The organism is Streptomyces sp. NPDC050988, from assembly GCF_044456225.1.
In the GTDB taxonomy this organism is placed as follows: Bacteria; Actinomycetota; Actinomycetes; order Streptomycetales; family Streptomycetaceae; genus Streptomyces.
In genome coordinates, this window is the sequence record NZ_JBITFQ010000003.1 from 423028 (window position 1) to 447129 (window position 24102).

The 24102-nt window shown below is 71.9% G+C and carries 17 protein-coding genes and 1 pseudogene; 8 read left to right on the forward strand and 10 right to left on the reverse strand.

The annotated features are described in order from the left end of the window. Window positions 1–120: 120 nt before the first annotated feature. The 5 genes from ACIBEI_RS10135 to ACIBEI_RS10155 all read left to right on the forward strand — a co-directional run bounded on the left by ACIBEI_RS10135 (window position 121) and on the right by ACIBEI_RS10155 (window position 8641). Complete coding sequence (locus ACIBEI_RS10135; RefSeq protein WP_398887009.1) at window positions 121–4455, forward strand: NEW3 domain-containing protein; 4335 nt, start codon at window positions 121–123, stop codon at window positions 4453–4455. Further along, window positions 4452–5138 carry a peptidyl-prolyl cis-trans isomerase gene (locus ACIBEI_RS10140; protein WP_398887011.1) on the forward strand — a complete coding sequence of 229 codons (687 nt, stop codon included), beginning with the start codon at window positions 4452–4454 and terminating at the stop codon, window positions 5136–5138. Before ACIBEI_RS10135 ends, ACIBEI_RS10140 begins: the two co-directional genes overlap by 4 nt. A 205-nt stretch (window positions 5139–5343) precedes the next feature. After that, window positions 5344–6714 carry an extracellular solute-binding protein gene (locus ACIBEI_RS10145; protein WP_398887012.1) on the forward strand — a complete coding sequence of 457 codons (1371 nt, stop codon included), beginning with the start codon at window positions 5344–5346 and terminating at the stop codon, window positions 6712–6714. Then, window positions 6714–7736 carry a carbohydrate ABC transporter permease gene (locus tag ACIBEI_RS10150; protein ID WP_398887386.1) on the forward strand — a complete coding sequence of 341 codons (1023 nt, stop codon included), beginning with the start codon at window positions 6714–6716 and terminating at the stop codon, window positions 7734–7736. The genes ACIBEI_RS10145 and ACIBEI_RS10150 overlap by 1 nt, the downstream gene beginning before the upstream one ends. Beyond that, complete coding sequence (locus ACIBEI_RS10155; protein WP_398887014.1) at window positions 7733–8641, forward strand: carbohydrate ABC transporter permease; 909 nt, start codon at window positions 7733–7735, stop codon at window positions 8639–8641. Before ACIBEI_RS10150 ends, ACIBEI_RS10155 begins: the two co-directional genes overlap by 4 nt. 33 nt (window positions 8642–8674) lie before the next feature. On the opposite strand, the gene ACIBEI_RS10160 is transcribed toward ACIBEI_RS10155, so the two are convergent. Both ACIBEI_RS10160 and ACIBEI_RS10165 read right to left on the reverse strand, forming a co-directional pair. Further along, complete coding sequence (locus tag ACIBEI_RS10160; RefSeq protein WP_398887388.1) at window positions 8675–10879, reverse strand: glycoside hydrolase family 3 N-terminal domain-containing protein; 2205 nt, start codon at window positions 10877–10879, stop codon at window positions 8675–8677. 294 nt (window positions 10880–11173) lie between these two features. Further along, window positions 11174–12574 (reverse strand): BadF/BadG/BcrA/BcrD ATPase family protein, encoded by a 1401-nt coding sequence (locus ACIBEI_RS10165; protein ID WP_398887016.1) that lies wholly within the window; start codon window positions 12572–12574, stop codon window positions 11174–11176. 8 nt (window positions 12575–12582) lie between these two features. Between ACIBEI_RS10165 and ACIBEI_RS10170 the strand changes: the two are divergent. Further along, a pseudogene (locus tag ACIBEI_RS10170) lies at window positions 12583–13903 on the forward strand (glycosyl hydrolase). Between the two features lie 111 nt (window positions 13904–14014). Here ACIBEI_RS10170 and ACIBEI_RS10175 read toward each other — a convergent pair. Further along, window positions 14015–15505, reverse strand: coding sequence for a glycoside hydrolase family 3 N-terminal domain-containing protein (locus ACIBEI_RS10175; protein ID WP_398887390.1), 1491 nt, complete (start codon window positions 15503–15505; stop codon window positions 14015–14017). Between the two features lie 255 nt (window positions 15506–15760). Between ACIBEI_RS10175 and ACIBEI_RS10180 the strand changes: the two genes are divergently transcribed. Beyond that, window positions 15761–16117, forward strand: coding sequence for a DUF779 domain-containing protein (locus ACIBEI_RS10180; RefSeq protein WP_186001443.1), 357 nt, complete (start codon window positions 15761–15763; stop codon window positions 16115–16117). Between the two features lie 82 nt (window positions 16118–16199). After that, the gene (locus ACIBEI_RS10185) at window positions 16200–17444 is read left to right on the forward strand and encodes a phosphodiester glycosidase family protein (RefSeq protein ID WP_398887018.1); all 1245 of its coding nucleotides are present in this window, start codon (window positions 16200–16202) and stop codon (window positions 17442–17444) included. Window positions 17445–17471: 27 nt separating this feature from the next. Here ACIBEI_RS10185 and ACIBEI_RS10190 read toward each other — a convergent pair whose 3' ends face one another. The 7 genes from ACIBEI_RS10190 to ACIBEI_RS10220 all read right to left on the reverse strand — a co-directional run bounded on the left by ACIBEI_RS10190 (window position 17472) and on the right by ACIBEI_RS10220 (window position 24005). After that, window positions 17472–17666: a hypothetical protein gene (locus ACIBEI_RS10190; protein WP_398887020.1), complete on the reverse strand. Its 195-nt coding sequence runs from the start codon at window positions 17664–17666 to the stop codon at window positions 17472–17474. Window positions 17667–17857: 191 nt separating this feature from the next. Beyond that, window positions 17858–18718 carry a phosphatidylinositol-specific phospholipase C/glycerophosphodiester phosphodiesterase family protein gene (locus tag ACIBEI_RS10195; protein WP_398887022.1) on the reverse strand — a complete coding sequence of 287 codons (861 nt, stop codon included), beginning with the start codon at window positions 18716–18718 and terminating at the stop codon, window positions 17858–17860. Window positions 18719–18853: 135 nt separating this feature from the next. After that, window positions 18854–19504 carry an ABC transporter ATP-binding protein gene (locus ACIBEI_RS10200; RefSeq protein WP_398887024.1) on the reverse strand — a complete coding sequence of 217 codons (651 nt, stop codon included), beginning with the start codon at window positions 19502–19504 and terminating at the stop codon, window positions 18854–18856. Between the two features lie 38 nt (window positions 19505–19542). Beyond that, window positions 19543–20493 (reverse strand): ABC transporter ATP-binding protein, encoded by a 951-nt coding sequence (locus ACIBEI_RS10205; protein WP_398887392.1) that lies wholly within the window; start codon window positions 20491–20493, stop codon window positions 19543–19545. A 32-nt stretch (window positions 20494–20525) separates the two neighbouring features. Further along, complete coding sequence (locus ACIBEI_RS10210; RefSeq protein ID WP_398887026.1) at window positions 20526–21443, reverse strand: ABC transporter permease; 918 nt, start codon at window positions 21441–21443, stop codon at window positions 20526–20528. Continuing rightward, window positions 21436–22401: an ABC transporter permease gene (locus tag ACIBEI_RS10215; protein ID WP_398887394.1), complete on the reverse strand. Its 966-nt coding sequence runs from the start codon at window positions 22399–22401 to the stop codon at window positions 21436–21438. The genes ACIBEI_RS10210 and ACIBEI_RS10215 overlap by 8 nt, the downstream gene beginning before the upstream one ends. Window positions 22402–22421: 20 nt before the next feature. Continuing rightward, complete coding sequence (locus tag ACIBEI_RS10220) at window positions 22422–24005, reverse strand: ABC transporter substrate-binding protein (protein ID WP_398887027.1); 1584 nt, start codon at window positions 24003–24005, stop codon at window positions 22422–22424. Window positions 24006–24102 lie beyond the last annotated feature (97 nt).

Consider the following 24102-nt stretch of genomic DNA (forward strand, 5'->3'; position numbering starts at 1 on the left):
GACCGGCGATGCATGGATGAATGATGTATGGATGAACCACCGAGAAACTGAAGGATGGTTGTTTGAGCCATCCTCTCGGTGCCACGATGGTGCTCCGCCGAGCATCCTCGTAGGAGCCCCATGCGCGTCACCTCTGTCGAGTCGACTGAGCTCTTCGTCGGAACCACCGAGCAACCGCGCCAGATCGTGGCCGTCGAGCTGAGCCACACCCCCGGCCGGACCGTCCGTCTCACCGTGGAAGGCTCCGGTGTCGCCGGGGAGGCCCTCGTCACGGTGGCCGACGACGGCACCGCGCGCGCCGAGATACCCGTGCGCACCGGCCTCGCCCCGGGCGAGCGCCGCGACATCTCGGTGACCGCGACCGACGTGATCGCCACCGACGAGGCCCAAGTGGCCGTGCACCCCGCCGAGTTCACGGCGGCGGAGCCCGGCTGGACGATGTTCATGGTCAGCCACTTCCACTACGACCCCGTCTGGTGGAACACCCAGGGCGCGTACACCGAGACCTGGGACGTGGCCGACGACCCGGCGTCGACGGGGCTGCCCGCGCGCACCTTCGACTCCCGCGGCCAGTCCGGCATGAGCCTCGTACGGGCCCACTGCGATCTGGCGCGCCGCGACCCGGCGTACACCTTCGTGCTCGCCGAGGTCGACTACCTCAAGCCGTACTGGGACGCCTTCCCGGAGGAGCGCGCCTTCCTGCGGGAGCTGCTGCGGACCGGCCGGGTCGAGATCATGGGCGGCACCTACAACGAGCCCAACACCAACCTCACCGGCGCCGAGGCGACCATCCGCAACGCCGTCTACGGGGACGGTTTCCAGCGTGCCGTCATGGGTGCGTCGCCGGAGACGGCCTGGCAGTTGGACGCCTTCGGCCACGACCCGCAGTTCCCGGGGCTGATGGCCGACGCGGGGCTGTCCTCCAGCTCATGGGCGCGCGGGCCCTTCCACCAGTGGGGTCCCACCCTCTCGGTCTTCGGCGAGGCGCCCCGGGACCCGAACCGGATGCAGTTTCCAGCCGAGTTCTCCTGGATCGCCCCCTCGGGACGAGGACTGCTGACCGCGTACATGGTCAACCACTACGGCGCGGGCTGGGCCATCGACAACGCACCCACACTGCCCGAGGCCCAGGCGGCCGCGCTCAAGCTCTTCAAGGGGCTCAAGCAGGTCGCGCTCACCCGCAACGTGCTGCTCCCGGTCGGCGGGGACTACGCGCCGCCGTGCCGCTGGGTCATGGACATCCACCGCGACTGGAACGCCCGTTACGTCTGGCCGCGCTTCGTCAGCGCCGTGCCGCGCGACTTCTTCGCCGCCGTACGGGCCGAGTTGGACGCCGAGGGGCGCACGGCGTCGCCTCAGACCCGGGACATGAACCCCGTCTACACGGGCAAGGACGTCTCCTACATCGACACCAAGCAGGCCCAGCGGTACGGGGAGACGCTGCTCGCCGACGCCGAGGCGTGGGCGACGCTCGCCTCGCTCGTCACCGGGCACCCCTATCCGGACGCGGCCCTCGACAAGGCGTGGCGGCAGCTGATCTACGGCGCCCATCACGACGCCATCACCGGCTCGGAGTCCGACCAGGTCTATATCGACCTGCTCACCGGGTGGCGGGAGTTGGCGGACCTCGCCGAGGCCGTGCACGCCGATGCGACCGACGCCCTCGCCCGGCACGTGGCCCCGCTGCCGGGCGGCGGCCCCGACCTGGTGGTGTTCAACTCCGCGACCTGGCAACGGCAGGACGTACTGACCGTCGACGACCCCGGGCTCGTACCACTCGACGACACGGGTCTCCCGCTGCCCGCCGTGCGGGAGAACGGCGAGCTGCGTGTGATCGTGCCGGAGGTCCCCGGCATGGGGCTCAAGGCGCTCCCGCTCGCGCGGGGCACCGTCTCCGAGTGGATGCCGGGCGAAGGCACCACGATCGGCAACGAGTTCTACGAGCTGACCGTGGACCCGGGACGCGGCGGCGGGGTGAGCCGGCTGCGCGCGCTCACGGAGGGCGGACGGGACCTGCTGCGCGCCGGCGACATCGGCAACGAGCTGGTCGTCCAGGAGGAGTACCCGCGGCACCCCCGTTTCGGCGAGGGCCCCTGGCATCTCACCCCGACCGGCACCACCGCCGCCCGCAGCCGCGACGTCACCGCGGGCGTCCGGGTCGAGCACTCCCCCGCCGGTTCCCGCATCACCGTCACCGCCGACCTCGGCCTCTTCCGCTACACACAGCGGCTGTGCCTGTGGAAGGGGGTCTCGCGCCTGGACGTTTCCACCACCATCGACGGGTACGACGGCGCCGACCGGCTGATCCGGGTCCGCTGGCCCTCCGACGTGCGGGGCGGTCTGCCGGTGCACGAGGTGGCCGACGCCGTGATCGGGCGCGGGTTCGGCTTCGTGGAGGTTGACAGCGAACGGTTCCCCTGGACGCTGGACAACCCGGCCAACACGTGGTTCGGCCTCGGCTCCACGGCCCGCGCCGAGATCCGCGACGACACGGGCGCGCTACTCGGCCACCGTTCGATCGGCGTGGCCGAACTCGTCTACGCCTCCTGGGACGAGGCCGGTGAGCTCGGCACCCCGCTCGCGGCGGCCCTGGTCCGCGCGGGCGTCACCGCGACCTCGACGATCGCCGACGGACCGCGCTACGGCGACCTGGAGATCGACTCCAACCTGCCCGACATCCGCATCGCCGTCGGCGGCCCCGAACGCAACACGGTCGTCGCCGAAGCGCTGGGCTGGGACCCGGCCGCCGGACGCGAACTGCGCCGCCAACTCACCGAGCGGGGCGTGGCGGCCGTCTGGGTCGCGCCGCGGGCGAGCCTGCGCGAGGAGTGGGTCCCCGGAGCCGACCTCCGCGACCTCGAACGCCTGCCGCTGCTCGTCGTGGCGGGCGCCCGCCCGCAGGACGACGCCAAGGCGGTCGACGCGCTGGTGGCCGACCTGGACGACGCGGTCCTGCGGGCCACGGCGGCGGGCGGCGGCGAGGCCCTGCCGCCGGGCGACGCCTGGGACGGCCGCAGCTTCGCCGTCCTCAACCGCGGCACACCCGGCTGTGTGGCCACCTCGTCCGGGGACCTCTACATGTCGCTGATGCGCTCGTGCACGGGCTGGCCCTCGGGCATCTGGATCGACCCACCCCGACGAACCGCCCCCGACGGCTCGGCCTTCCAGCTCCAGCGGTGGTCGCACACCTTCGAGTACGCCGTGGTGGGCGGCGAGGGCGACTGGCGGAAGCTGGGTCTGCCGCGCACCGGCCACGCGTACAACCACCCGCTCACGGCACGGCTGCGCGACGGCGACGCCTCGGATGCACCGGATGTATCAGATGTGTCAGACGTGTCAGACGTGTCGGACGCATCGCCGCAGGCCCCCGTCCTGCCGAGGAGAGCGACCCTGCTGGCACTGGAGCCGGAGGGCGAGGTCCTGCTCGACGCGCTCAAGCCGGTCGGCTCGCCGCTGGCCCGCGCCAGCGTGGCCCCGGCCGACCCGGGCCGCGGAGTCGTCGTACGGATGCACGAGGTGTCCGGCCGCCCGGCCCAGGCCCGGGTGCGCGGCCCGCTGATGTGGACTGCCGGAGCCCGCGCCGACGTCCTGGAGAACCCCGGGGCACCGCTGGCCCCGGACCAGGAAGGGGTTCTCGACATAGGCCTGACCGGGTTCGAGGTCGCGACGGTCCTGGCGACTCCCGAGGGCGGGCAGACCCCGAACGGCTCCGGCGTCGCCGCGCACGAGCCCGCGCAACCCGTCCACACCCGGTACTGGCTGCACAACTCCGGTCCCGCACCGCGCGGCAACATGCCCGTCGCGGTGTACGTCTCACCGACCGCGCTCACCCTCTCCGGGCAGCCCGTGACAGCGACGGTCCGCGTCGGCTCGGAGCTCACCGACGCCCCGGTCTCGGGCACGGTCGCCCTGCGCGTACCGCCCGGCTGGTCAGCCGAACCCGCCGAACTGCCGTACGCGCTGGGCCCCGGCGGATTCACCCTCTCCGAGGTCACCGTCACCCCCGCCCCCGACGCCCCACCCGGCCGCCACTGGCTCGCCGCCCGGCTGTCGTACGGCGGTCAGACGTACGAGGATGTCGTGGCCCTCGACGTGCCGGGCACCGTCCCGGAGGGCGAGCCGGACGGTCGTACGGGTCCAACTCTCGTGTCCAGCCTGGGAGTTGAGCGCATCAGAGTGCGCTCGGGCGAGTTCGGCCGGGTTCCGGTGACCGTCCACAACACCACCCGCGGTCCGGTCGACGGCACCCTGTGGGCGGTGTCGTCGTGGGGCACCTGGCCGGGGGTGAGCCCGGGCTGCCAGGGCTTCACCGTGCCCGCCGGGGAGCGGCTGGAGTGCGCGATCGAGGTGGACGGCCGTGCGGTGCCGCCGGGTTCGTACTGGCTGATGGCGAAGATCGCCTGGCACGGCAGCGTCGCCTACACGGAGGCCGTACCGCTGGAGGTGCTGCCGTGAGCGACCACGTACATGCGCGTTCACATCCACCCGGCGGGCCCGCGCACAGCCACCTGCCCGACGGCGTGGCCGCGCTCGTGGACGGAGACACCCTGGCCGCGGCGCACGTCGACGCGCTGCTGAGGGTCGTACCGCCGCGCGATCCCGTGACCCGGCCCGACGCGTCGGCGCGGGCCGAACGGCAGCGGCGGCGCTGGGCGACCCAGGTGGTCGTCGTGGACGAACTGGCCCGGCGGGCCTGCGCGGAGCGCGGACTGAGGCCTCCCGAAGAAGTCCGGCCGGCGCAGGTGCTCGCCGTGGCCGAGGAGGACGTCGCGGATCTCGGCAGCATCGTCGCCGCGGTGCTCGCCCACTCCCCGGCCGCGCGCGTCCTGCTCGCCGCGCTGGAGAGCGAGCAGGACGTGCCGGAGTCGGCGGTACGGGACTACTACGACCGCAACCCGGACCGCTTCCTCACCCCGGACGCCCTGCGACGCGGGGTCGACCCCTTCGGCGGGACGGACACCTCGGACCATCTCCCGTACGAGGGCGTACGCGAGGGTGTCGTCCACGAGTTGCGGCGGTCCGCCGGCCGGCGCGCCTTCTTCGCCTGGCTCGACCGGGCGCGCGCCGGGGTGGTGTACGCCGCCGGACACGAGCACCCCGGCGATCCGTCGCACCCGGACCACGAGCACCGGCACTGACCGCACGACAGCCGCACGACGGCCGTCTACGGGCCGCGCGCCGACGGCGTACCGGCCGCGCAGCGACCGCACGCCGACCGCGTCCGGAACCTAAAAGCAACACAGCACCCATTGACCTCCGATGAATTCTGGTCCACCTTTTCATCAATCGGAGTCGAAGTTGGTGAATTGAACCAGCAGCAGACTGGGTCTCAGGAGGGCAGCAATGCGCGCAAGAAGACTGACCGGGTCCCTGGCCTGGCTCGTCGTACTGACGTTGACGGCCGCAGGCTGCGGCTTCTCCGGCGGCTCCGACGACGGTGGTGCCACCGCGGGCGGTTGCAAGGTCGACAAGGGAAACGTCGGGTCGGGCAAGCTCACCGGTGACGTCGAGGGGAAGATCACCTTCCAGACGACCAACCTGAAGAAGGACTTCGGGGACTTCTTCAACGGAGTGATCAAGGACTTCGAGAAGGCCAACCCCGGCACCTCGGTCAAGTGGATCGACGACCCCGGCGACAGCACCTTCACCCAGCGCACCGTCGCCGACGCCCAGGGCTGCACGATGCCCGACGTGATCAACATCGACGCCCCCACCGCGACCGCCCTCACCAAGGCCGGCTACCTCCTCGACCTGGGCGTCAAGGACCCGGACGCCGCCAAGCCGTTCGTCCCGGCGTTCTGGAAGTCCAGCACCTACAAGGACGCCTCGGGGAAGGCGGCGCACACCGTGCTGCCCTGGTACACCGGCGGCGTCCTCCTCACCTACAACACCGACATGCTGAAGAAGGCCGGGATCGACCCGGCGAAGCCGCCGAAGACGATGTTCGGGCTGTTCGCCGACTACGAGAAGATCGCCAAGTCGGCCAAGGGCAAGTACTTCGCGACGATGGCCAACCCGATCTGGCGGATCCCGGCCGACTGGGACCAGATGGACATCAGGACGCTGTCCGCCGACGGCAAGTCGGCCGTCTTCGCCGACGATCCGAGGACCACCCAGTGGGTGGCCTGGATGGCGAGGCTGTACAAGGAAGGCGCCATGCCGAAGGACTCGCTGTCCTCCAGCAACGACCCCTCCACGCCGTACAGCCAGGGCCAGGTCGCCTACGGTTCGACGAACCCGAGCTTCGTGCGCTTCGTGAAGCAGAACAGCCCGTCGGTGTACGCCAAGACCGGAGTCGGCCAGCAGCCCTTCGACGCGCTCGGCCACACCACGGCCGCCCCTCAGTACATCTCGGTCGCCGCGACCAGCAAGCACGCCCCCACGGCGCTCGCGTTCGCCAGGTTCCTCACCAACGCCGAGAACCAGACGGCCTGGTGCAAGGACCCGAACGTCGTGATCTTCCCGACGACCACGACCTCGCTGGACGACCCGTTCTTCCAGAACGCGACCGGCAGCGACCCCTTCTCCCAGGCCCGCAAGCTCGTCGCCGAGCAGCTCAAGACCACCACCGCCTACCAGACCAACGTCTCCCCGGCCGTGCAGAAGGCCATCGTGTCCCAGGTGCAGCTGGCCATGCAGGGCAAGAAGAGCCCCGAGCAGGCCGTGAAGGACGCCCAGGAGAAGGCGAACGAGCTGCTGAAGCAGGCAGGCTGATCGTGGCGACGCAGACCGCGAAGCCGGTGTCCGCGCCCGGTGCGGAGCACACAGCCTCCGTGCCGGGCGCGGCCCCGTCCCGTATACGCCGACTGGGCCGGGCGGTACTGCCCGGCCCCGCTCCCGGCGCCAACGGCGCGGCGCTGTACCGCCGTTGGTGGTTGCCCTGGCTGTGGACCGCCCCCGCGATCGTCTGCGCGGTGGTCTTCGGCGTGTTCCCGTTCCTCAACACGCTCCTGCTGTCGTTCACCGACGCCAAGCCGCTCGGCGGCGCCGCGGGCTTCGTCGGGCTCGACAACTACACCCGGATGCTGGACGACTCGGACTTCTGGCTGGCGACTCGCAACAGCATCCTGTACGCGCTGATCGTCGTGCCGCTGATGGTCCTGCTGCCGCTGCTGCTGGCCGTCCTGGTGGAGAAGAACCTGCCCGGCATCGGCTTCTTCCGCTCCGCCTTCTACACCCCGGTGCTCGCCTCCAGCGTGGTCGTGGGTCTGAGCTGGCAGTGGCTGCTGGCCGACGACGGGCTGATCAACACCTGGTTGGAGAAGGCCCATCTGATCAGGGACGCCATCCCGTTCCTGTCCGACTCGTGGCTGATCCTGTTCTCCGCGATGGGCCTGACCCTGTGGAAGGGGCTCGGCTGGTACATGATCTTCTACCTCGCCGCGCTCGGGAACGTGCCCAGGGAACTGCACGAGGCGGCGTCCATGGACGGCGCCGGCTCCGTCCGCCGCTTCTGGCACATCACCGTGCCCGGTGTGCGGCAGGCGATGATGCTGGTCGGCACCCTCACCGGCATCGGCTCACTGCGCGTGTTCACCGAGCTGTACATGCTCGGCGGTCCCACCGGCGGCCCGGGGGGCGCGGACCGCACGCTGCCCTTCTACATCAAGGACGTCGGCCTCGACCCGATCACCGGCAACGCCGGTTACGGCTCGGCGGTCAGTGTGGCGCTGTTCCTGCTGACGCTGGGGCTGACCCTGCTGGCGCAGCGGCTCACGAGGGAGGACGAGTCATGACGACCGCGACAGCGACGGCAACCTCGACCGGGTCCGAGACACCACGGCGCAGGAGACTGCTCCCACGCTGGCGGGACTACGGCCGCCCCCGCGAACTGGTCGTCCGCTACCTGCTGTTGCTCTTCGTGCTCGGCATCACCGTCGGGCCGTTGGTCTGGCAGCTCCTGGCCTCGCTGAAGAGCACCAGCGAGGACGTCTTCGGCGCGAACGCCTCGCTGTTTCCGCACGAGCCGACCCTGCGGGCCTACCGGGCGGTCTTCGACCAGGTGCCGGTGGCCACGTACATCAGGAACAGCATGTTCGTGGTCGTCCTGTCGGTCGGCAGCCAGCTGCTGTTCTCCACCACGGCCGGCTACATGCTCTCCAAGCCCAACTGGAAGGGCCGCAAGGCGGTTTGGGTCGTACTGATCGCCTCGATGATGTTCCCTTTCGAGTCGATCATGGTGTCGCTGTTCCTGAGCATCCGCGACCTGGGCCTGGTCGACAACCTGGTGGGCGTGTGGCTGCCCGGGTTCGTCGGTGCCATCAACGTGCTGCTGATGCGTGCCGCGTTCATGGCGGTGCCGCGCGAGATCGAGGACTCGGCGATGCTCGACGGCGCGGGCGAGTGGCAGCGCTTCCGGTATCTGTACCTGCCGTCCGCGTGGGGCGCGATCCTGGTGGTCACCATCAACACCTTCATCAGCGCCTGGGACGACTTCCTCTGGCCGTTGATCGTGTTGCGCTCGGAGGAACACATGACGCTGACGCTCGGTCTCTCGCGCTTGCAGAGCTCGTCGTTCGGCTACGACCAGCGGGTGGTGATGGCCGGCTCGGTGATCTCCGTCATCCCGGTGCTGGTGCTGTTCGTGATCACTCAGCGGTGGTTCTACAAGGGGGTTTCGTCCGGAGCCGTGAAGCTCTGACGGCCCGCCGGCCGTCGCTGTGGACCGTCGCCGTCAACCGTCGATCCGCAGCACGGCCGGTACGGCGTCCAGCGCGGCCCGCGCCGATTCCGCGACCCGGATCTCCATGGTGCCGGGCAGCACGCCCGTCTCCAAGTCGGCGCCGACCTGGGCGAGTTGGTCGGTGCCGAGCGGTATGACGACCCTGCGGGTCTCCCCGGGAGTGAGCTCGACGTTCCTGAAGGCGCGCAGTTCGAGCGTGCGCGGCCACACGGGCGTGCTCAGCCGCCGGATGTAGAGCTGGACGACGGTACGCCCGGCCCGTTCCCCCGTGTTGGTGACGTCGACCGTGACGGTGTGTCCGGACAGGAGCGGCGGCCCGTAGGCGAAGCTCGTGTACGACAGTCCGTGCCCGAAGGAGTAGAGCGGCTCGGCGCTCTCGTCGACGTAGGAGCCGTACTCGGTGTCCTTGTGGTTGTAGTACACGGGGAGTTGGGCGGCCGAGCGCGGGACCGAGACGGGCAGGCGTCCGCGTGGCTCGGCGTGCCCGAGGAGCACTTCGGCGATCGCGTCGCCGCCCCACGGGCCCGGATACCAGGCGGTGAGCAGCGCGGCCGCGCGTTCCGCCGCCTCCGGGACGGCATGCGGTCGGCCCTGCACGAGAACCACGACCGTGGGGGTGCCGGTCGCCACGACGGCGTCCAGCAGGGCGTGTTGGGCCCTGCCGAGCCGCAGTCCCGCGAGGTCGACTCCCTCTCCGCAGGTCATCTCGGACACGGCACCGAGGGCCGCGCCGTTCGCGGCGAAGCCGGTCTCGGGGGTACGGGCGCTGCTGCCGCCCAGCGCGAGCACGGCCAGGTCGGAGACGCCGGCTTGGGCGATGGCCTCGGGGATCCCCGAGAGATCGTCGCCGGTGAGGGCGCAGCCGCGGGCGTGGCGGACGTCCACTCCGGGCGGGGCGAGTCGCCGCAGCCCGTCGAGGAGACTGGCGCCGGCGCCGGGGCGCTGCGGCGCTGTGTAGTCGCCGAGTTGGTGGGCGGTGGTGGCGGCGTGCGGACCGAGGACCGCGATGCGGGACACCGTCGGGCGGACGGGCAGGACGCCGCCGTCGTCGTGGAGGAGTGTGACCGCGCCTCGGGCCAGTGCGGTGCTCAGTTCCCGGCCTCGGTCCGGGGACGGAGCGGTCAACCTGTCCTCGGCACAGGGCCGTTCGAAGAGCCCGAGGCGGAACTTGAGGCGCAGCACCCGGGCGACGGCCGCGTCGAGCACGTCCTCCTGGACGAGTCCGCGCTCGACGGCCTCTTCCAGGTGTGTGAATCCGTCGTCCCAGAGGCTCAGATCGACACCCGCGTTGAGCGCGAGGGCGCCCGCCGAGACCGTGTCGCCGGTGATGCGGGCCAGCCGGTCGACGGCGAGCCCGTCGGCCATGACCAGCCCGTCGAAGGCCCAGCGCTCGCGCAACAGCCCGGTGAGCAAAGCCCTGTTGCCCGCGCAGGGAAGCCCGTCGACCTCGTTGTACGCGGCCATGACGGCAGCGGCTCCCGCCCGGACTCCGGCCCGGGCGGCGGGGAGATGGATCTCGTGGAGTTCCCGTAGGCCGAGTTCGGACTCCGCGGAGTTGCGGCCGCCGACGGTGGCGCCCTGTCCGGCGAAGTGCTTGAGCACCACGGCGGCCTTGTCCTCGGCGAACTGCCCGTCCGTGCAACCGGATTGGCCCTGCATGCCCCGCACCAGGGCCTCTGTGAGCCGGGCGGCCAGATACGGGTCCTCGCCGAAGCACTCCTCGGTACGGCCCCAGCGGGGGTCGCGCGCGAGGTCGAGGGCGGAGACGAGGGCGACATGGCCGCCACTGGCCCGCAGTTCGGCCGCGGCATGGGCGGCGGCCCGCTCGTACAACTCGGGATCCCAGGTGGCTCCGACGGCCAGGTTGACCGGCAGGACCGTGCCGTCCAGGGCCATGAGGCCGTGCGTGACCTCCTCGACCAGAAGTGCCGGGATGCCGAGGCGGCTGCTTTCCATGACGTGGCGCTGCACCAGGTCGGCGAGCGTGGCGCCGTCGGCCGCGCCCGCGCCGGTGGAGTGGTCGACGCCCGACCAGGCGTCGGCGCGCAGGAGTCCGTACAGGGCGCCGAGGCCTGCGAAGCGCTCGGTCTCGGCGTACAGCGCCTCGGTGAGTTCGAAGCCGTCCGGTGTGCGGCGGTAGGCGTCCCAGCCGTACATCCGCTGGTTGAGCTGGCCGGCCTTCTCCCGCAGGGTCATGCGGGAGAGCAGGTCGGCGGCCCGGTCGTCGACGGCGGCGTCCGGGTCCAGGTAGAGGGGGCCGTGCGTGTCGTGGCCCCGGGAGACCTCGGGTGTCTGCTCGGGCCGGGCGGCCGCGTGTTCCGGAGTCGGCATGCGGCCTGTTCCTTCCGTGCTGTTCTCGCGTGGGGCTACGGGGACGTACCGGTCAGCCGGCCCGGGTTCAGGTCACTCGGGCTCAGGTGGCCCGGGTTCAGGTAGTGCGGGTTCATGTGGCCCGGGTTCATGTGGCCCGGGTTCAGGTAGTGCGCGGGTTCAGGTAGTGAGGGACGAGGTTGGCGGGCCGCCGTGCCCGAGCCGGGCCAGGGCCACGGCGCCGCGGCAGCCATCCGCGACCCAGTCCAGCGTCAGGCCGAGCGCCTTGAGGCGCTCGCTCAGAAGAGCTGTCAGGGGGCCTTCGGGGCCGAGCAGCCCTCCCGTGGCGACGATCCGCTCGCCCTGGCGGGGTGCCAGCGCACGGACCGGCTCCAGCAGGTGGTCCGCCGCCTCGTCGAGGATCGCCCGCGCGACGGCGTCCTGGTGCCGGGCCGCCTCGGCGACCAGCGGAGCGAGCCGGGCGAGGTGGATCGGGGGCTCGGCCATGACGGCGGGCAGCAGGTGCATGCGGTAGGCCGCGCGCCGGTCGGGCGACCACTCCGGCTCCGCGTGGAGGCGCTCGCGGGCGGGCCCGGAGGCGCCGGAGACGCTGACAGCGGCGGAGCCATCAGCTCTGACCGGGCCAACCGCGCGGTTCGGACCGCTCGCACTACGCGGGCTGCCCACACCATCCGGGCTCCCCGCACCACTCGGGCTCCCCCCACCATCCCGGCCACCCCCACCACTCGGACTTCCCCCACCATCCCGGCCACCCCCACCACTCGGACTTCCCCCACCATCCCGGCCTCCGGCACCGCCCAGGCCGCCCTCACCGCCCAGGCCACCCAGGCCCGCCGGGCCTCCGTACGGCAGGTCCTCCGCGTACGGCAGCGCCCCGATCGGCACCCCCAGCGCCCGGCCGACCCCGTCGGCCAGCGTCGTCGGACCGCCCCGTCCGTCCGCCATGCGCAGTGCCGCCCGTACCGCGCTGCGGCCGATCCAGAAGCCTCCGCCGTCGTCCCCGAGCAGCCAGCCGTCGCCGCCGACGGTCACCGCGCAGCGGCGGTCCCTGATGCGCATCGCGACCACGCCGGTGCCGGCCACCAGGGCCAGCCCGTCGGCCGGGGTGCCTGGTGCGGAGGCGAAGGCCGCCTCGATGTCGCTGCTGACGCCGACCGAATCCGCGGCGATGCCCAGGCGTCGCAGCGCGGCGGTGAGCGCGGCCAGGGCATTGAGGCGGCCGGGCTCGTCCGGGGCGGTCTCCGCCGCGCCCGCGAACCCACCGGCCACGGCGACGACCCGGGCGCGGTCCGCCTCCGGCACAGCCCGGGCGACGGCCTCGGCCAGGTGGTCGGTGAGCAGCGGCACCGGGACCGTCAGGGCATTGCCGGGCCCTGCGGCGCCCTGGCCGAGCACACGGCCGTCCACGGCGGACGCCAGAACGGCGCGGGTACGGGTGCCACCGGCGTCCAGGCCCACCACGAGATCCCGATCCCGCACCGGATCCCGCACCCGGTCCGGTACCTGATGCCGAGCCTGATCCCGCATCTGACCTGGATCCTGGTTCAAATCATTGTTCATTGGCGACCATGGTGGTTGATACATTCGCCGAGAACAAGCCCCGGCCGCGCGTCGGCACAGGTTTCCGAGGAGGACCCCATCAGCACTCCCCCCGTATCCAGCGCGCCCGCGCCCCGCTTCGGTGTGAACTACACGCCCCGCCGCGGCTGGTTCCACTCCTGGCACGACTTCGATCCGGTCCACGCCCGTGAGGACCTGGCCCAGATAGCCGGGCTCGGTCTGGACCACGTCCGCGTCTTCCATCTCTGGCCGCTCCTGCAGCCCAACCGCACACTGATCCGCGGGGCGGCCGTCGACCAGCTGGTCCAGCTCGTCGACCTGGCGGCCGAGGCCGGTCTCGACGTCCTCGTGGACGGAGTGCAGGGCCATCTGTCCAGCTTCGACTTCTATCCGGAGTGGACCCGCGGTTGGCACCACCGCAACGTGTTCACCGACCCCGAGGCCATCGAGGCCCAGGCGGAACTGCTGCGCGTCCTCGGCCGCGCGCTCGCCGACCGGCCCAACCTCATCGGCCTCCAGCTCGGCAACGAGCTCAACAACCTGGTCGAGCACAACCCGGTGACCGTCGAGGAGGTGGACCACTACCTCGACACGCTCCTCGCCGCCGCCCGGGACGGACTGTCCGCCGCCCCGCCCGGCCGCCTCGTCACGCACTCCGCGTACGACGCGGCCTGGTACGGCGACGACCACCCGTTCACGCCGGAGGCCTCGGCCCTCAAGGGCGATCTGACCACCGTCCACCCGTGGGTCTTCTCGGGCGACTGCGCACGCCGGTACGGCCCCCGCTCACCGCAGGTCCTGCATCTCGCCGAGTACGGCGTGGAGCTCGCCAAGGCCTACGCCGAGGACGTGACACGGCCGGTCTGGGCGCAGGAGACCGGGGCGCCCGAGCCGCACATCCCGGCGGCCGACGCACCGGAGTTCGCCCGCGCCACCGTGCTCAACGCCTCGGAGTGCGCGGGGCTCTGGGGCGTGACCTGGTGGTGCTCCCACGACGTGGACCGCTCCCTGGCCGACTACCCGGAGCTGGAGTACACCCTGGGTCTCTTCGACTCCTCCGGCCGCCCCAAGCCGATCGCCACCGCGTTCGCCGACGCCGTCGCCGAGGTGCGCGCCAAGCCCCGCCCCGGGCGGCCGCGCGACCTGGCCCTGGTCCTGGACTGCACGCCCGCCACCCGCTCCGTCTCGGGCCCGGGCGGCGCGTACTTCGAGGCGTGGATGTGGCTGCGGAGCCAGGGTGTCCGCCCGACGGTGGTCCTGGCCTCGCACGCGGACGACGCCGACCACCTTTCGGCCCGGGGCATCACGGATCTCGTACGGAATCCGTGACGACCGGGCCGGTCACCGGAGCCGTGAACGTGACGGGACGCAGAGACAGCGGTCCCTGCGAAGATGAAAGCGCGGGAGCAGGCCGAGGCGGCGGAGCCCGCCGGTGAGCGGCTACCCGCCCGCCAGCGCCTCCGCCAGCGCCCGCAGGTTGGCCCGGCCCCTCCCGTACGAGCACAGGTCGTCCCCGTCCTCGGGGAGCCCGGTGGAGACCCGTACGGCGTCCGGACGCCGGGCCAGCAGGGAGTCGCGGAGGCGGGCCTGCCAGGGGTGGAGCCCGGCGTCGTTCGTGGCGACGACCAGCGGGGAGCCCTCGGCCCACCGCAGGATCCCGGCGACGAGGGCCGCCGGGTCGGCAGGCTCCCCGGTGACCGCGGTTCCCGAAGCCGTGGGGTCGACGGCGCGCAACTCGGTCAGCAGGTCCTCGCCGCCCCAGTTGAGCGCGGGATGCGGCGGCGGGAACAGGTCGACGACATGGGCGCCGGGCACCGAGGGCCGGACGGACCGACCGCGTACGGCCCGGCGGGCTGCCTCGGCTCCGGCCCCGGAGTCCCATGCGGCGACCGTGCCCGGGGCGGCCGGCGTCGCGTACCGCTCGGCGAGGCGGCGGACCCTCCCGGCGGCCTCCCACACACGCTCGTCGGGCAGCGCTCCGGTGCGCAGCGCGCCGAGTACCGCGTCACGGCAGGCCAGCGTGGTCTCCAGGTCCGGTACGGCGACGATGACCTGGTCGGCTCCCGCGGCGAGGGCGATCCGGGCCCCGGCGGCCTCGCCGTAGCGGTCGGCGATCGCCTTCATCTCCAGCGCGTCGCTGACCAGCACGCCTTCGAAGCCGATGTCGTCGCGGAGCAGATCGCGCAGGATGCGGCGGCTCAGGGTCGCCGGGCGGTTCGGGTCGAGCGCCGGGAAAACGACATGGGCGCTCATCAGCATCGGAACGCCCACGGCGACGGCCGCACGGAACGCTTCGAGGTCGGGAAGCAGTTCGTCGTACGGCCGCGGGTCGACGGCGGTGTCGTGGTGGCTGTCTGTCACGGTGCCGCCGTGGCCGGGGAAGTGCTTGGCGCAGGAGGCGACACCGCGGGCCTCGGTTGCGGTGATCCAGGCGCGCAGGTGGCGGCCGACGAGTTCGGGGTCGGCGCCGAAGGAGCGGGTGCGCACGATCGGGTTGTCCGGGTGGTGCTGGAGGTCGGCGACCGGCGCGTACGAGGCGGTGATGCCGAGGGTGGCGAGGTGTCCGGCGAGCGCGTCGGCGCAGCGGGCGGTCAGATCCGTGTCGTCGACGACGCCGAGCGCGAGGTTGCCGGGGACGTCGGGTGCGCCCGCGCCCACCAGGTGGCCGATGCCGCCGCCCTCGTTGTCGATGCCGACGATCAGGTCGGGGCGTATCGCCCTCAGCTCGTCGGTGAGGCGGCGCACCTGCTCGGCGTCGCGCACGTTGCGGGTGAAGAGGATGACTCCGCCGAGCCCCCGGTCGACGAGCCGTTTCAGGGTGGTGGAGACGCTCGCGGTCCCGTCGAAACCGGCGACGAGGCAGCGGTGGGCGGCCTCGTCCAGATCGACGGGCAGACCGGGACCGTCGAACGCGGCAGGCAGGGGGTGGATCACGTCGACTGTCCTCCGGTCGGATGACTGATCGGATGATGCAAGCCACCAAAAGATAACCCGAAGGTGAATCAATCAACCAGCCCTCTTGACGCAACGTGTACGACGCACCACGCGGCCGCACCACGCGGGGAGGCGGTCCGGAACGATCTCCTGACGCGGCGCTGACGCCCGTCCGTCGGCTCGGTAGGGTCCGCGACAGCGGTCAGGACCTGGTCCGGTACGCCTCGAAGCGATGAGGAGTGATGCACGGTGATCCCATCCGCCCCGCGCGTGGAGCTGACGCCCGCCGCCGCCGAGCTGCTGCGCCGACTGCGGGCCGCCCACGGTCCGCTGATGTTCCATCAGTCCGGCGGCTGCTGCGACGGCAGCGCGCCCATGTGCTACCCGGAGGGCGAGTTCCGGACGGGCGACTCCGATGTACTCCTCGCCTCGCTGGCCGTCGAGGGCGTCGACGAGCCGGTGACGTTCTGGATGTCGCGGAGCCAGTACGAGGTGTGGAGCCACACCCGGCTGATCGTCGACGTGGTGGAGGGGAGGGGCAGTGGTTTCTCGCTGGAGGCACCCGAAGGGGTGCGTTTCCTGACCCGTTCGCGTCTCGTCGGCACGTAGTCGTCGTCACGCCACCTGCTCTGTGGTGAACTCCCTTGTGTCCTGGGCTATTTGAGGAGACAGCGGAGAGAGCAGGGGCAGCGTGACACGACGCACCGGACGACTCAGAACCGCACTGACGGTTGTAGCGGCATGGAGCGCACTGGCCGGTGCCGCCCTCGCGGGGGCGGCACCGGCCAGTGGCGCGCCGGACGGCGGCCCGCCGGGTTTCCACCGGCTCGCACCCGGCGTGCGCTACACCGAGTACGACATTCCGGCCGCCAAGGGCATGGCGCACGCACATGTGCTCAGCGTCGATCTCCGCAACCCACGGGTGAGTGTCGACCTGCTCCACCCCGGCGCGGTGGCGGCGCGGGCTCCCGTGTCGCGGCTGGCCGACGCACAGGGTGCCGTCGCGGGCGTCAACGGCGACTTCTTCAACATCACCGAGACCCAGCATCCGGGGGTCGAGGCGACCGGCGCGTCCGTCGGTCCGGCGATCGCGGGCGGGCGCACGCTCAAGGCGGCGGTCCCCGACGGCCAGCGCTTCGGCCCCGCCCTGCCGCCCGGCACGAGCACCCGGGACGTACTCGGCGTGGGCACGGACCATCGGGCCCGCCTCGACAGCCTCGCCCTCGACGGTTCGGTCACCACAACCGAGGCACGGCTGCCGCTCGGCGGGCTCAACCAGTACGCGCTGCCGGTCGGCTCCGTCGGCGCGTTCACCTCGGACTGGGGCACGCCCTCCCGGGTGCGGGCCACCTGCGGGACGGACACCGACCGGGCCGCGCCCTGCAGCACGGACACCCATGAGGTGACCGTCCAGGACGGCAAGGTCGTGTCATCGGCCGACACTCCCGGCAACGGACCCATCGCTTCCGGCACCACTGTCCTGGTCGGCCGGGAGGCGGGCGCCCAGCAGCTGCGGAAGCTGTCGCTCGGCGAGCGGGTCACGGTGCGGCACCGGCTGGTGGCGGCCGCGTCGCGGACCCCGTACCGGTTCGTGATCGGCGGCTATCCGGTCCTCAGGGGCGGCCAACCGCTCGCGGGTCTGGACACCACGACCGCGGCGGTACGGACCGCCGCGGGCATCTCGGACGGCGGCCGCCAGCTCCTGCTGCTCGCGCTGGACGGGGCACCCGAGTTCCGCACCGGACTCACGATCGCGGAAGTCGCCGACGCCATGCGGGAGTTGGGGTCTGTGGACGCCTTCAGCCTCGACGGCGGCGGCTCGACCACGCTGGCCGCCCGGGAGCCGGGCTCGACGACGGCGACCGTGCGCAACCATCCCAGCGGCGGGGCGGAGAGACCGGTGCCCAACGGGATCGGCGTGTTCTCGCGCTCGTGATCCGCGCGCCCCACCGCTGCCGCGGGCTCACGGCCTGAGGCTGCTGACGACGTCGGCGGTCGCCGTGAGCCCGTTGTGGATGGTCGGCGCCATGCTCGTGCTCGCGAGATAGAAGCCGAGCAGCACGCAGACCGCGGCGTGCGAGAGCTTCAGCGCGCCGTTGCGGATGAAGACCACCGCAAGGATCAAGAGCAACAGGACCACAGAGATGGAAATGGCCATCGTCAACCTCCTCCGCCACGCCCATACCGCGGCTTTCGGCCGCAAGTGTGGCGTAGCGGGGGGTTCGTCCGGGCGGCTGACGTGTCCGCCGAACGTGTGTTGACTGCGCGTGAAAGCGCTGGGCTACGCCCGTCGGTCGGTGATCGCTGGGCTACGCGCGCTCTTGGACCTATTTGCGCGCCCTCTTGGACCTACTTGTGGGCGTCCAGGAACGCTTCGAGGCCCGCGAGGTCGTCGGTGTTGATGTAGTCGGCGTCGGCGGCGAGGAGTTCGCTCCAGACCGCGTCACGGGCGGGGCCCGCCAGATCCGGAGTGGCCCAGAAGCGGACCTTCTGCCTTCGGGAGTGCGCCGCCGCGATGATGCCGCGCAGCTTCTGGCGCTCCACCTCGGGGAACGTGCCGACGCCCTGCCAGGTGAAGTTGAGCGTCCAGTTGTCGCTGATCAGCGGGATGAAGGAGGACGGGGCCGGCACGGGGGCCAGCATGTCGAGGAGGCGGCCGTCGTAGAAGGCCCGTCGTACGGTCTGGGCCTCCATCGGGACCCGGGCCGCGCGGTCGCCGGAGATCACGGCGGTCACCGCGCCGGGGAAGACCCGGCCGTGCGCGTACGTCGTGAACAGGTGCCGGTAGCGGCGCAGTTGGCGGTCGAGTTCCTGGTAGGTGGACGCGCCCTCGGTCTTGATGTCGATGAGCAGCTGGAGCGGCTTGCGCTGCCCCCGGTACACCGAGCCGCGGTTGGCCTTCACGCGGGCGGCGAGGGGCGCGAGGTAGAGGGATTCCAGGGTCCGGGAAGGGTCGAGTTCGACCGGGTCGTGGGCGACCAGGAGCTGGTTCCCGACGAGGAAGATGTCCGACTCGACGCTTCCGAAGCGGTGGTCGAGCGCGTCGAGGAGGGGACGGGTGTGGAGGTAGTCGTTGTGCGCGTGGGCGCGCCACAGCGGGCGCGGCCGGTGCCCGCCCTCGGTCGCCTGCGCGTACGCGGGAACGGCGACGCTGCCCGCCACCGCGGCGGCGAGGGTGGTGAGGGCTCTGCGACGGGTGGTGAGGGCCATGTCTGCCTCCCTGAGAGTTGCCGTACGGGCCTCAGCGAGTATCGGTCCTCAGGGGGTTCAAGGAGCAGGGCCGTGCGGGGAGTTGGCCGGACTGCCGCTGTGCGTTCACTTCGGTCGACCGCCTCCGGCGGACGTTCACACCGAGGTCAACTCCGCCCACCCGACCGTCCGGTCGCACCACCGTTCCAGCAGCACCCGGTCGTGCCCGACGGCCAGCAGTCCGGCCCCGCTCTCCCGCCGGTAGGTCTCCACGACGCCGACCAGCGCGGCCGTGGTCGAGGCGTCGAGCATCGCCGTCATCTCGTCGCAGACGAGCCAGCGAGGCCTCAGCGCGAGCGCCCGCGCGAGACAGGCCCGCTGCAACTGCCCGTCGCTCACCTCGTGCGGCCTGCGGGCCAGCAGGTCCGCTCCGAGCCCCACGGTTTCGGCCAACTCCCGTATGCCGTCCACTGTTTGCCCGGTGGCCCGGAGCGGCTCGGCGATCAGGTCAGCGAGCCGCAGTCGCGGGTCCGCCGAGAGGCGTGGCTGCTGAAAGACGACCCCGAAGGCGGTGCGCTGGGCGCGCGGCGCGCGATGACGCCAGCCGCGGGCCGGCTCGCCGTCGATGACGACCTCGCCGGAATCGGGCCGGTGCAGCAGTGCGGCGACCCGGGCCAACGTGGACTTGCCGCAGCCGCTGGGCCCCTGGAGCCCCACGGCCTCCCCGGCACTCACGGTCAGTGAGACCTCACGGACGACCGGGGCGCGCCGGTCGTACCCGGCCGTGACGGCCCGCAGTTCAAGCACGCGCCGCCACCTCCCGACAACGCATGTGCCCTTCCTGGTCACGCACGCGCCACCTCCACCTGATCCATGTCACTCACGTGATGGCAGGCCACGCCCGCCACGAACTCCGGCAGCACACGGCACGCCTCGCTCACCCGTCCGCACCGCGCGGCGAAGGCGCACCCGTCCGGGAGCGCGCCGAGTTCCGGCGGCATGCCCGGGATCGGGGTGAACTCCCGCTCGGGGAGGGCGTTCAGCAGACCGCGGGCGTACGGATGCCGAGGTCCGGGTGCACCGAAGAACGCGGACGCGTCGGCGATCTCCACCACGCGTCCCGCGTACATCACGGCGACCCGGTCGGCGATCCGCTCGGCCGCCGCCAGGTCGTGGGTGATCAGCAGCAGGGCGCGATGGTCCCCGGTGTGACGGCGGAGTTCGTCGACGGTGCGCTCGACGAGGTCGCGGTCGAGCCCGGTGGTCGGCTCGTCGGCGAGCAGCAGGGGCGCGTCTCCGACGAGGGCGAGCGCGGTGGCGGCCCGTTGGGCGAGCCCGCCGGACAACTCGTGCGGGTAGCGGTCGAGATGGTCCTCGGGAAACGCGGCCCGCTCCGCGGCGGCCACCGCGCCTTCGCCGGACGTCCCCGTCAACTCCCGTACAGCCTCGGCGAGCTGGGACCGTACGGTCCGTACCGGTGTGAGGTGGGCCGCCGGACTCTGCGGTACGAGTCCGACGCGCCGCCCGCGGACCTCTCGGGCGAGCACCCGCTCGTCCGCGGCCAGCAGGTCGAGCCCGTCGCCGCCGAGCAGCGCCGAACCCGCGACCGACGCATTGCCCGGCAGCAGGCCCAACAGGGCGGAGGCGAGCACCGACTTGCCGCAGCCGCTCTCGCCGACGAGGGCCAGGCACTCCCCCGCCGCGAGGTCGAAGGAGACGTCCGTGACGGCCCGTACGTACGCCCGGTCGCGCATCCGGAAACGCACGGAGAGCCCGCGCACCGAGAGGACGTTCACGGCGTCGGATTCCCGGGTCACGCCTTCCGGTGTCACAGCATCAGCTCCGATCGGCTGCGCGGGTTGAGCCGTTCGCGCCAGGCGCCCGCGAGTCCCGCGATGGCGAGGGTGGCGGCGACGGCGCACAGCCCCGGGAAGAGGGTGGGCCACCAGTCCCCGGCGAGGAGCGAGCCGCGCGCGCTCTGCACCAGCGTGCCGAGGCTGGCCTGATGCGTGGGCAGCCCCAACCCGAGGAAGGACAGGGCGGATTCGTGCCAGACGGCGTGCGGCACCATGAGGACGGCGGCGAGTCCGGCCTGGGGCAGTACACCGGGCAGCAGATGCCGTACCGCCACCCGGTAGCGCGAGGCGCCGCCCGAGATCGCGGCGTCGACGTACGGCCGGGAGCGCAGCAAGAGGATCTCCGCGCGGACGATCCGGGCCGTCGACAGCCAGTGGGTGAGCGCCACCGAGACGACGACCGGCCACACCCCGGGCCGGAACATGGCGACGATGAAGATGCCGAGGAGCAGATGCGGCACGGACGCGAACACGTCCACGAGCCGCATCACCAGCCGGTCGACCCATCCCCCGAACGCGCCCGCGACCGCACCGACGGCCGTACCGACCACGGTGGACACCACCGCCGCCACCACGCCGACCAGCAGCGAGACGCGCAGCCCGTAGACACAGCGCAGCAGCAGGTCCCGGCCCACGTCGTCGGTCCCGAACGGGTGGGCCAGGGAGGGCGGTTGGAGCTTGGCGGCCAGGTCCACGGCCTGCTGGTCGAGCTGGACCAGCGGCGGCACGAGCAGCACGGCCAGCACCATCACGCCCACGACGGCCGCCGAGCCGCGCACCCGCCACACGCGCGTCGATCGTCGTACGACCGCACGCGTGCGCCACACCTCAGCCGTCTCGGCGCCCCCCATGGCCCCGGTCGTATCAGTCATCCTGGTCGTCTCAGCCATCGAAGCCCACCCTCGGGTCCGCGAGCCCGTACAGCAGGTCCGCGAGGAGGTTCCCGACCAGCACGGCGATCGTGGCGAGCACGGTCAGCGCGGCCAGCAGCGGGAAGTCGACGGCGGTGGCGGCCTCGACGGTCGCCGCGGCGATGCCGGGCCAGCTGAAGACTGTCTCCACCAGCAGTGCGCCGGTGATGAGTTCGGGCACGCGCGAGCCGATGAGTGTGAGCACCGGCAGCATTCCGGAGCGCAGGGCGTGCCCCAACAGGACGGTGCGCTCGGCGAGTCCACGCGCGCGTGCGCCTCGCACGGGGTCCTCCTGGAGCGCGTCACCGACGCCCTGTCTGACGTACAGCACGAACCACGGCAGCTGCGAGAGCGCCAACACGCCTGCGGGCAGCACGAGATGGCGTACGACCTGGTCGGCCGTGACGACCGTTGTGCCGGTGTCCGTGAGGCCACCCGCGGGCAGCACACCCAGTTTCAGGGCGAACAGCCACATCACGAGCAGGCCCAGCCAGAACGGCGGCGCGGCCTCCAGGGTGTACGCGAGGGAGGTGACGGCCCTGTCGGTCCAGCCGCCCGGTCGGCGCGCGGCGAGGACGCCGAGCAGTCCGCCCAGCAGGACCGCGACGAGGAAGGCGGCGGAGGCCAGCAGCACGGACCAGCCGACGCGTTCGACGATCACGTCGGCGACCGGCTGCCGCAGGGCGCTGGAGTCGCCGAGGTCACCCCGCACGGCGGACGTCAGCCAGTTCCACCACCGGGTGACGAGCGGCTCGTCGGCGCCGAGGTTGGCGCGCAGCTGGTCGAGGGTGTCCTGCGAGGCGCTGAGTCCTGCCGTGCCCGCGTACGCCTTGACGGGGTCGAACGGGGAGGCCGCGGCGATGGCGAAGACCCCGAACGTGACGATCCCGAGGACGGGGACGGCGAACAGGGCCCGCCGTCCCGCCAGCCGCGCCATGGGACCCCACGGCGGACGGCTCACGGCCGCCAGTCCTCGACGTTCCACCAGGGGCCGGCCGCAAGACCGTGGTCATGCGGCTCGACCTGCGTGGTCAGCTCGCCGAAGCGGTCGTCGACCACGTACAGGTGGTCGATGTGGGTCAGGAAGGTGTAGCCGGGGTTCTTCACCAGCTCGCGCTGCACGGTGTCGTAGGCGGCCTTGCGCTCGGCCGGGTCGCCGCTCTCGCGGCCGGCCTTCAGGGCGCGGTCGACGGTGGCGTTGTCGTACCAGCCCATGTTGTTGAAGCCGTCGCCCGCGAGGTCCGACCTGAGGAGCGGGTACTGGTCGAAGTCGGGGTCGGCCGGTGAACCGCCGCCCGCGAGCACCGCGTCCTTGGGCATGCGCGGCTCGATGACCTCCCAGGTGCCCGCCTGCACCTTGACCTCGACGCCGATCTTCTTGGCGTCGGAGGCGTACGCGAGGGCGTGGTCCTGACGGAGCTTGTCGCCGGAGACGTACCAGAGCGGGAAGCTCGCGCGGACGCCGTCCTTCACGCGGATCCCGTCCTTGCCCGGCTTCCAGCCGGCCGCGTCGAGGACCGTCCGCGCCTTCTTCGGGTCGTACGTTCGCTCGGTGCCCTCGGTGAACCACTCGCTGTCCGTCGGGACAGGTCCGTACGCCACCTTGCCGGCGCCTTCGAGGATTCCGTCGACCATGGCCTGCCGGTCGACGGCGATGTCGAGGGCTCGGCGCACGGCGGTGTTCCCGGTGACCTTGTTGCCGGTCGGCAGGGTGACCGTGCGGTAGTCGAAGCTCTTGGCCGCGTACGTCTTCTGGCCCGAGCCCCGGAATGCCTTGGCGAGGTTCGGCGGGAGGATCGCGCCGTCGAGGTCGCCGGAGCGCAGCCGGGTGGCGCGTACGTCGTCGTCCTTGATGATCGCCATGGTGAAGCGCTCGATCTTCGGAGTGCCGCCCCAGTAGCCGGAGTTGGCCTCCAGGACGAGCTGCTCGCCCTTGGACCACTTGGCCAGCTTGTAGGGCCCCGTGCCGACGGGCTTCGATCCGAACGCCCCCGTGTTGACGTCCTGGCCGCCTGCCATGTGCTCGGGCGCGATGGGCAGCACCGTGCGCTCCGCGAAGGGCGCGTAGGGGTACTTGAGCCGGAAGACGACCGTGTCGTCACCTTTCGCCTCGACGCTCTCGATCGCGTCCAGCTCACCCTTGGAGGCGTTGTTGGTCTTCTCGTCGAGGATCGTCTCGTAGGTGAAGACGACGTCCTTCGCGGTGAACGGCTTCCCGTCGCTGAACTTCACGCCCTCGCGCAGCGCGTAGGTGTACGTGCGTCCGTCGTCGCTCACCTTCGGCAGGGCGGCGGCGAGGGCGGGCTTCAGCTTCAGGTCGGCGTCGTGGGTGAGCAGCCCGTCGAAGATCTTGGAGTTGCCGTCCTTGCCGAAGCCGAGGAGCGGGCTCAGGGTCTCCGGTTCGTAGGCAATGCCGACGACGGCCGAGGTCGCCGCGTCCCCGCTGTCACCCTCGCCGGGCGCCGAACACGCGGAGGCGACGGTCGCCAGAGCGGCGGCCGTCGCTAGGGCGCCCATGCCTCGTATCGATCGGGCCCTCATGCCGCCCCCACCCCTAATGAACATCAACAGTTATTGCGAACAGTTCGCAATTATGCATGATGGGGGGCGTGGGTAAAGCGAAGGCCCGCTCCTGTCC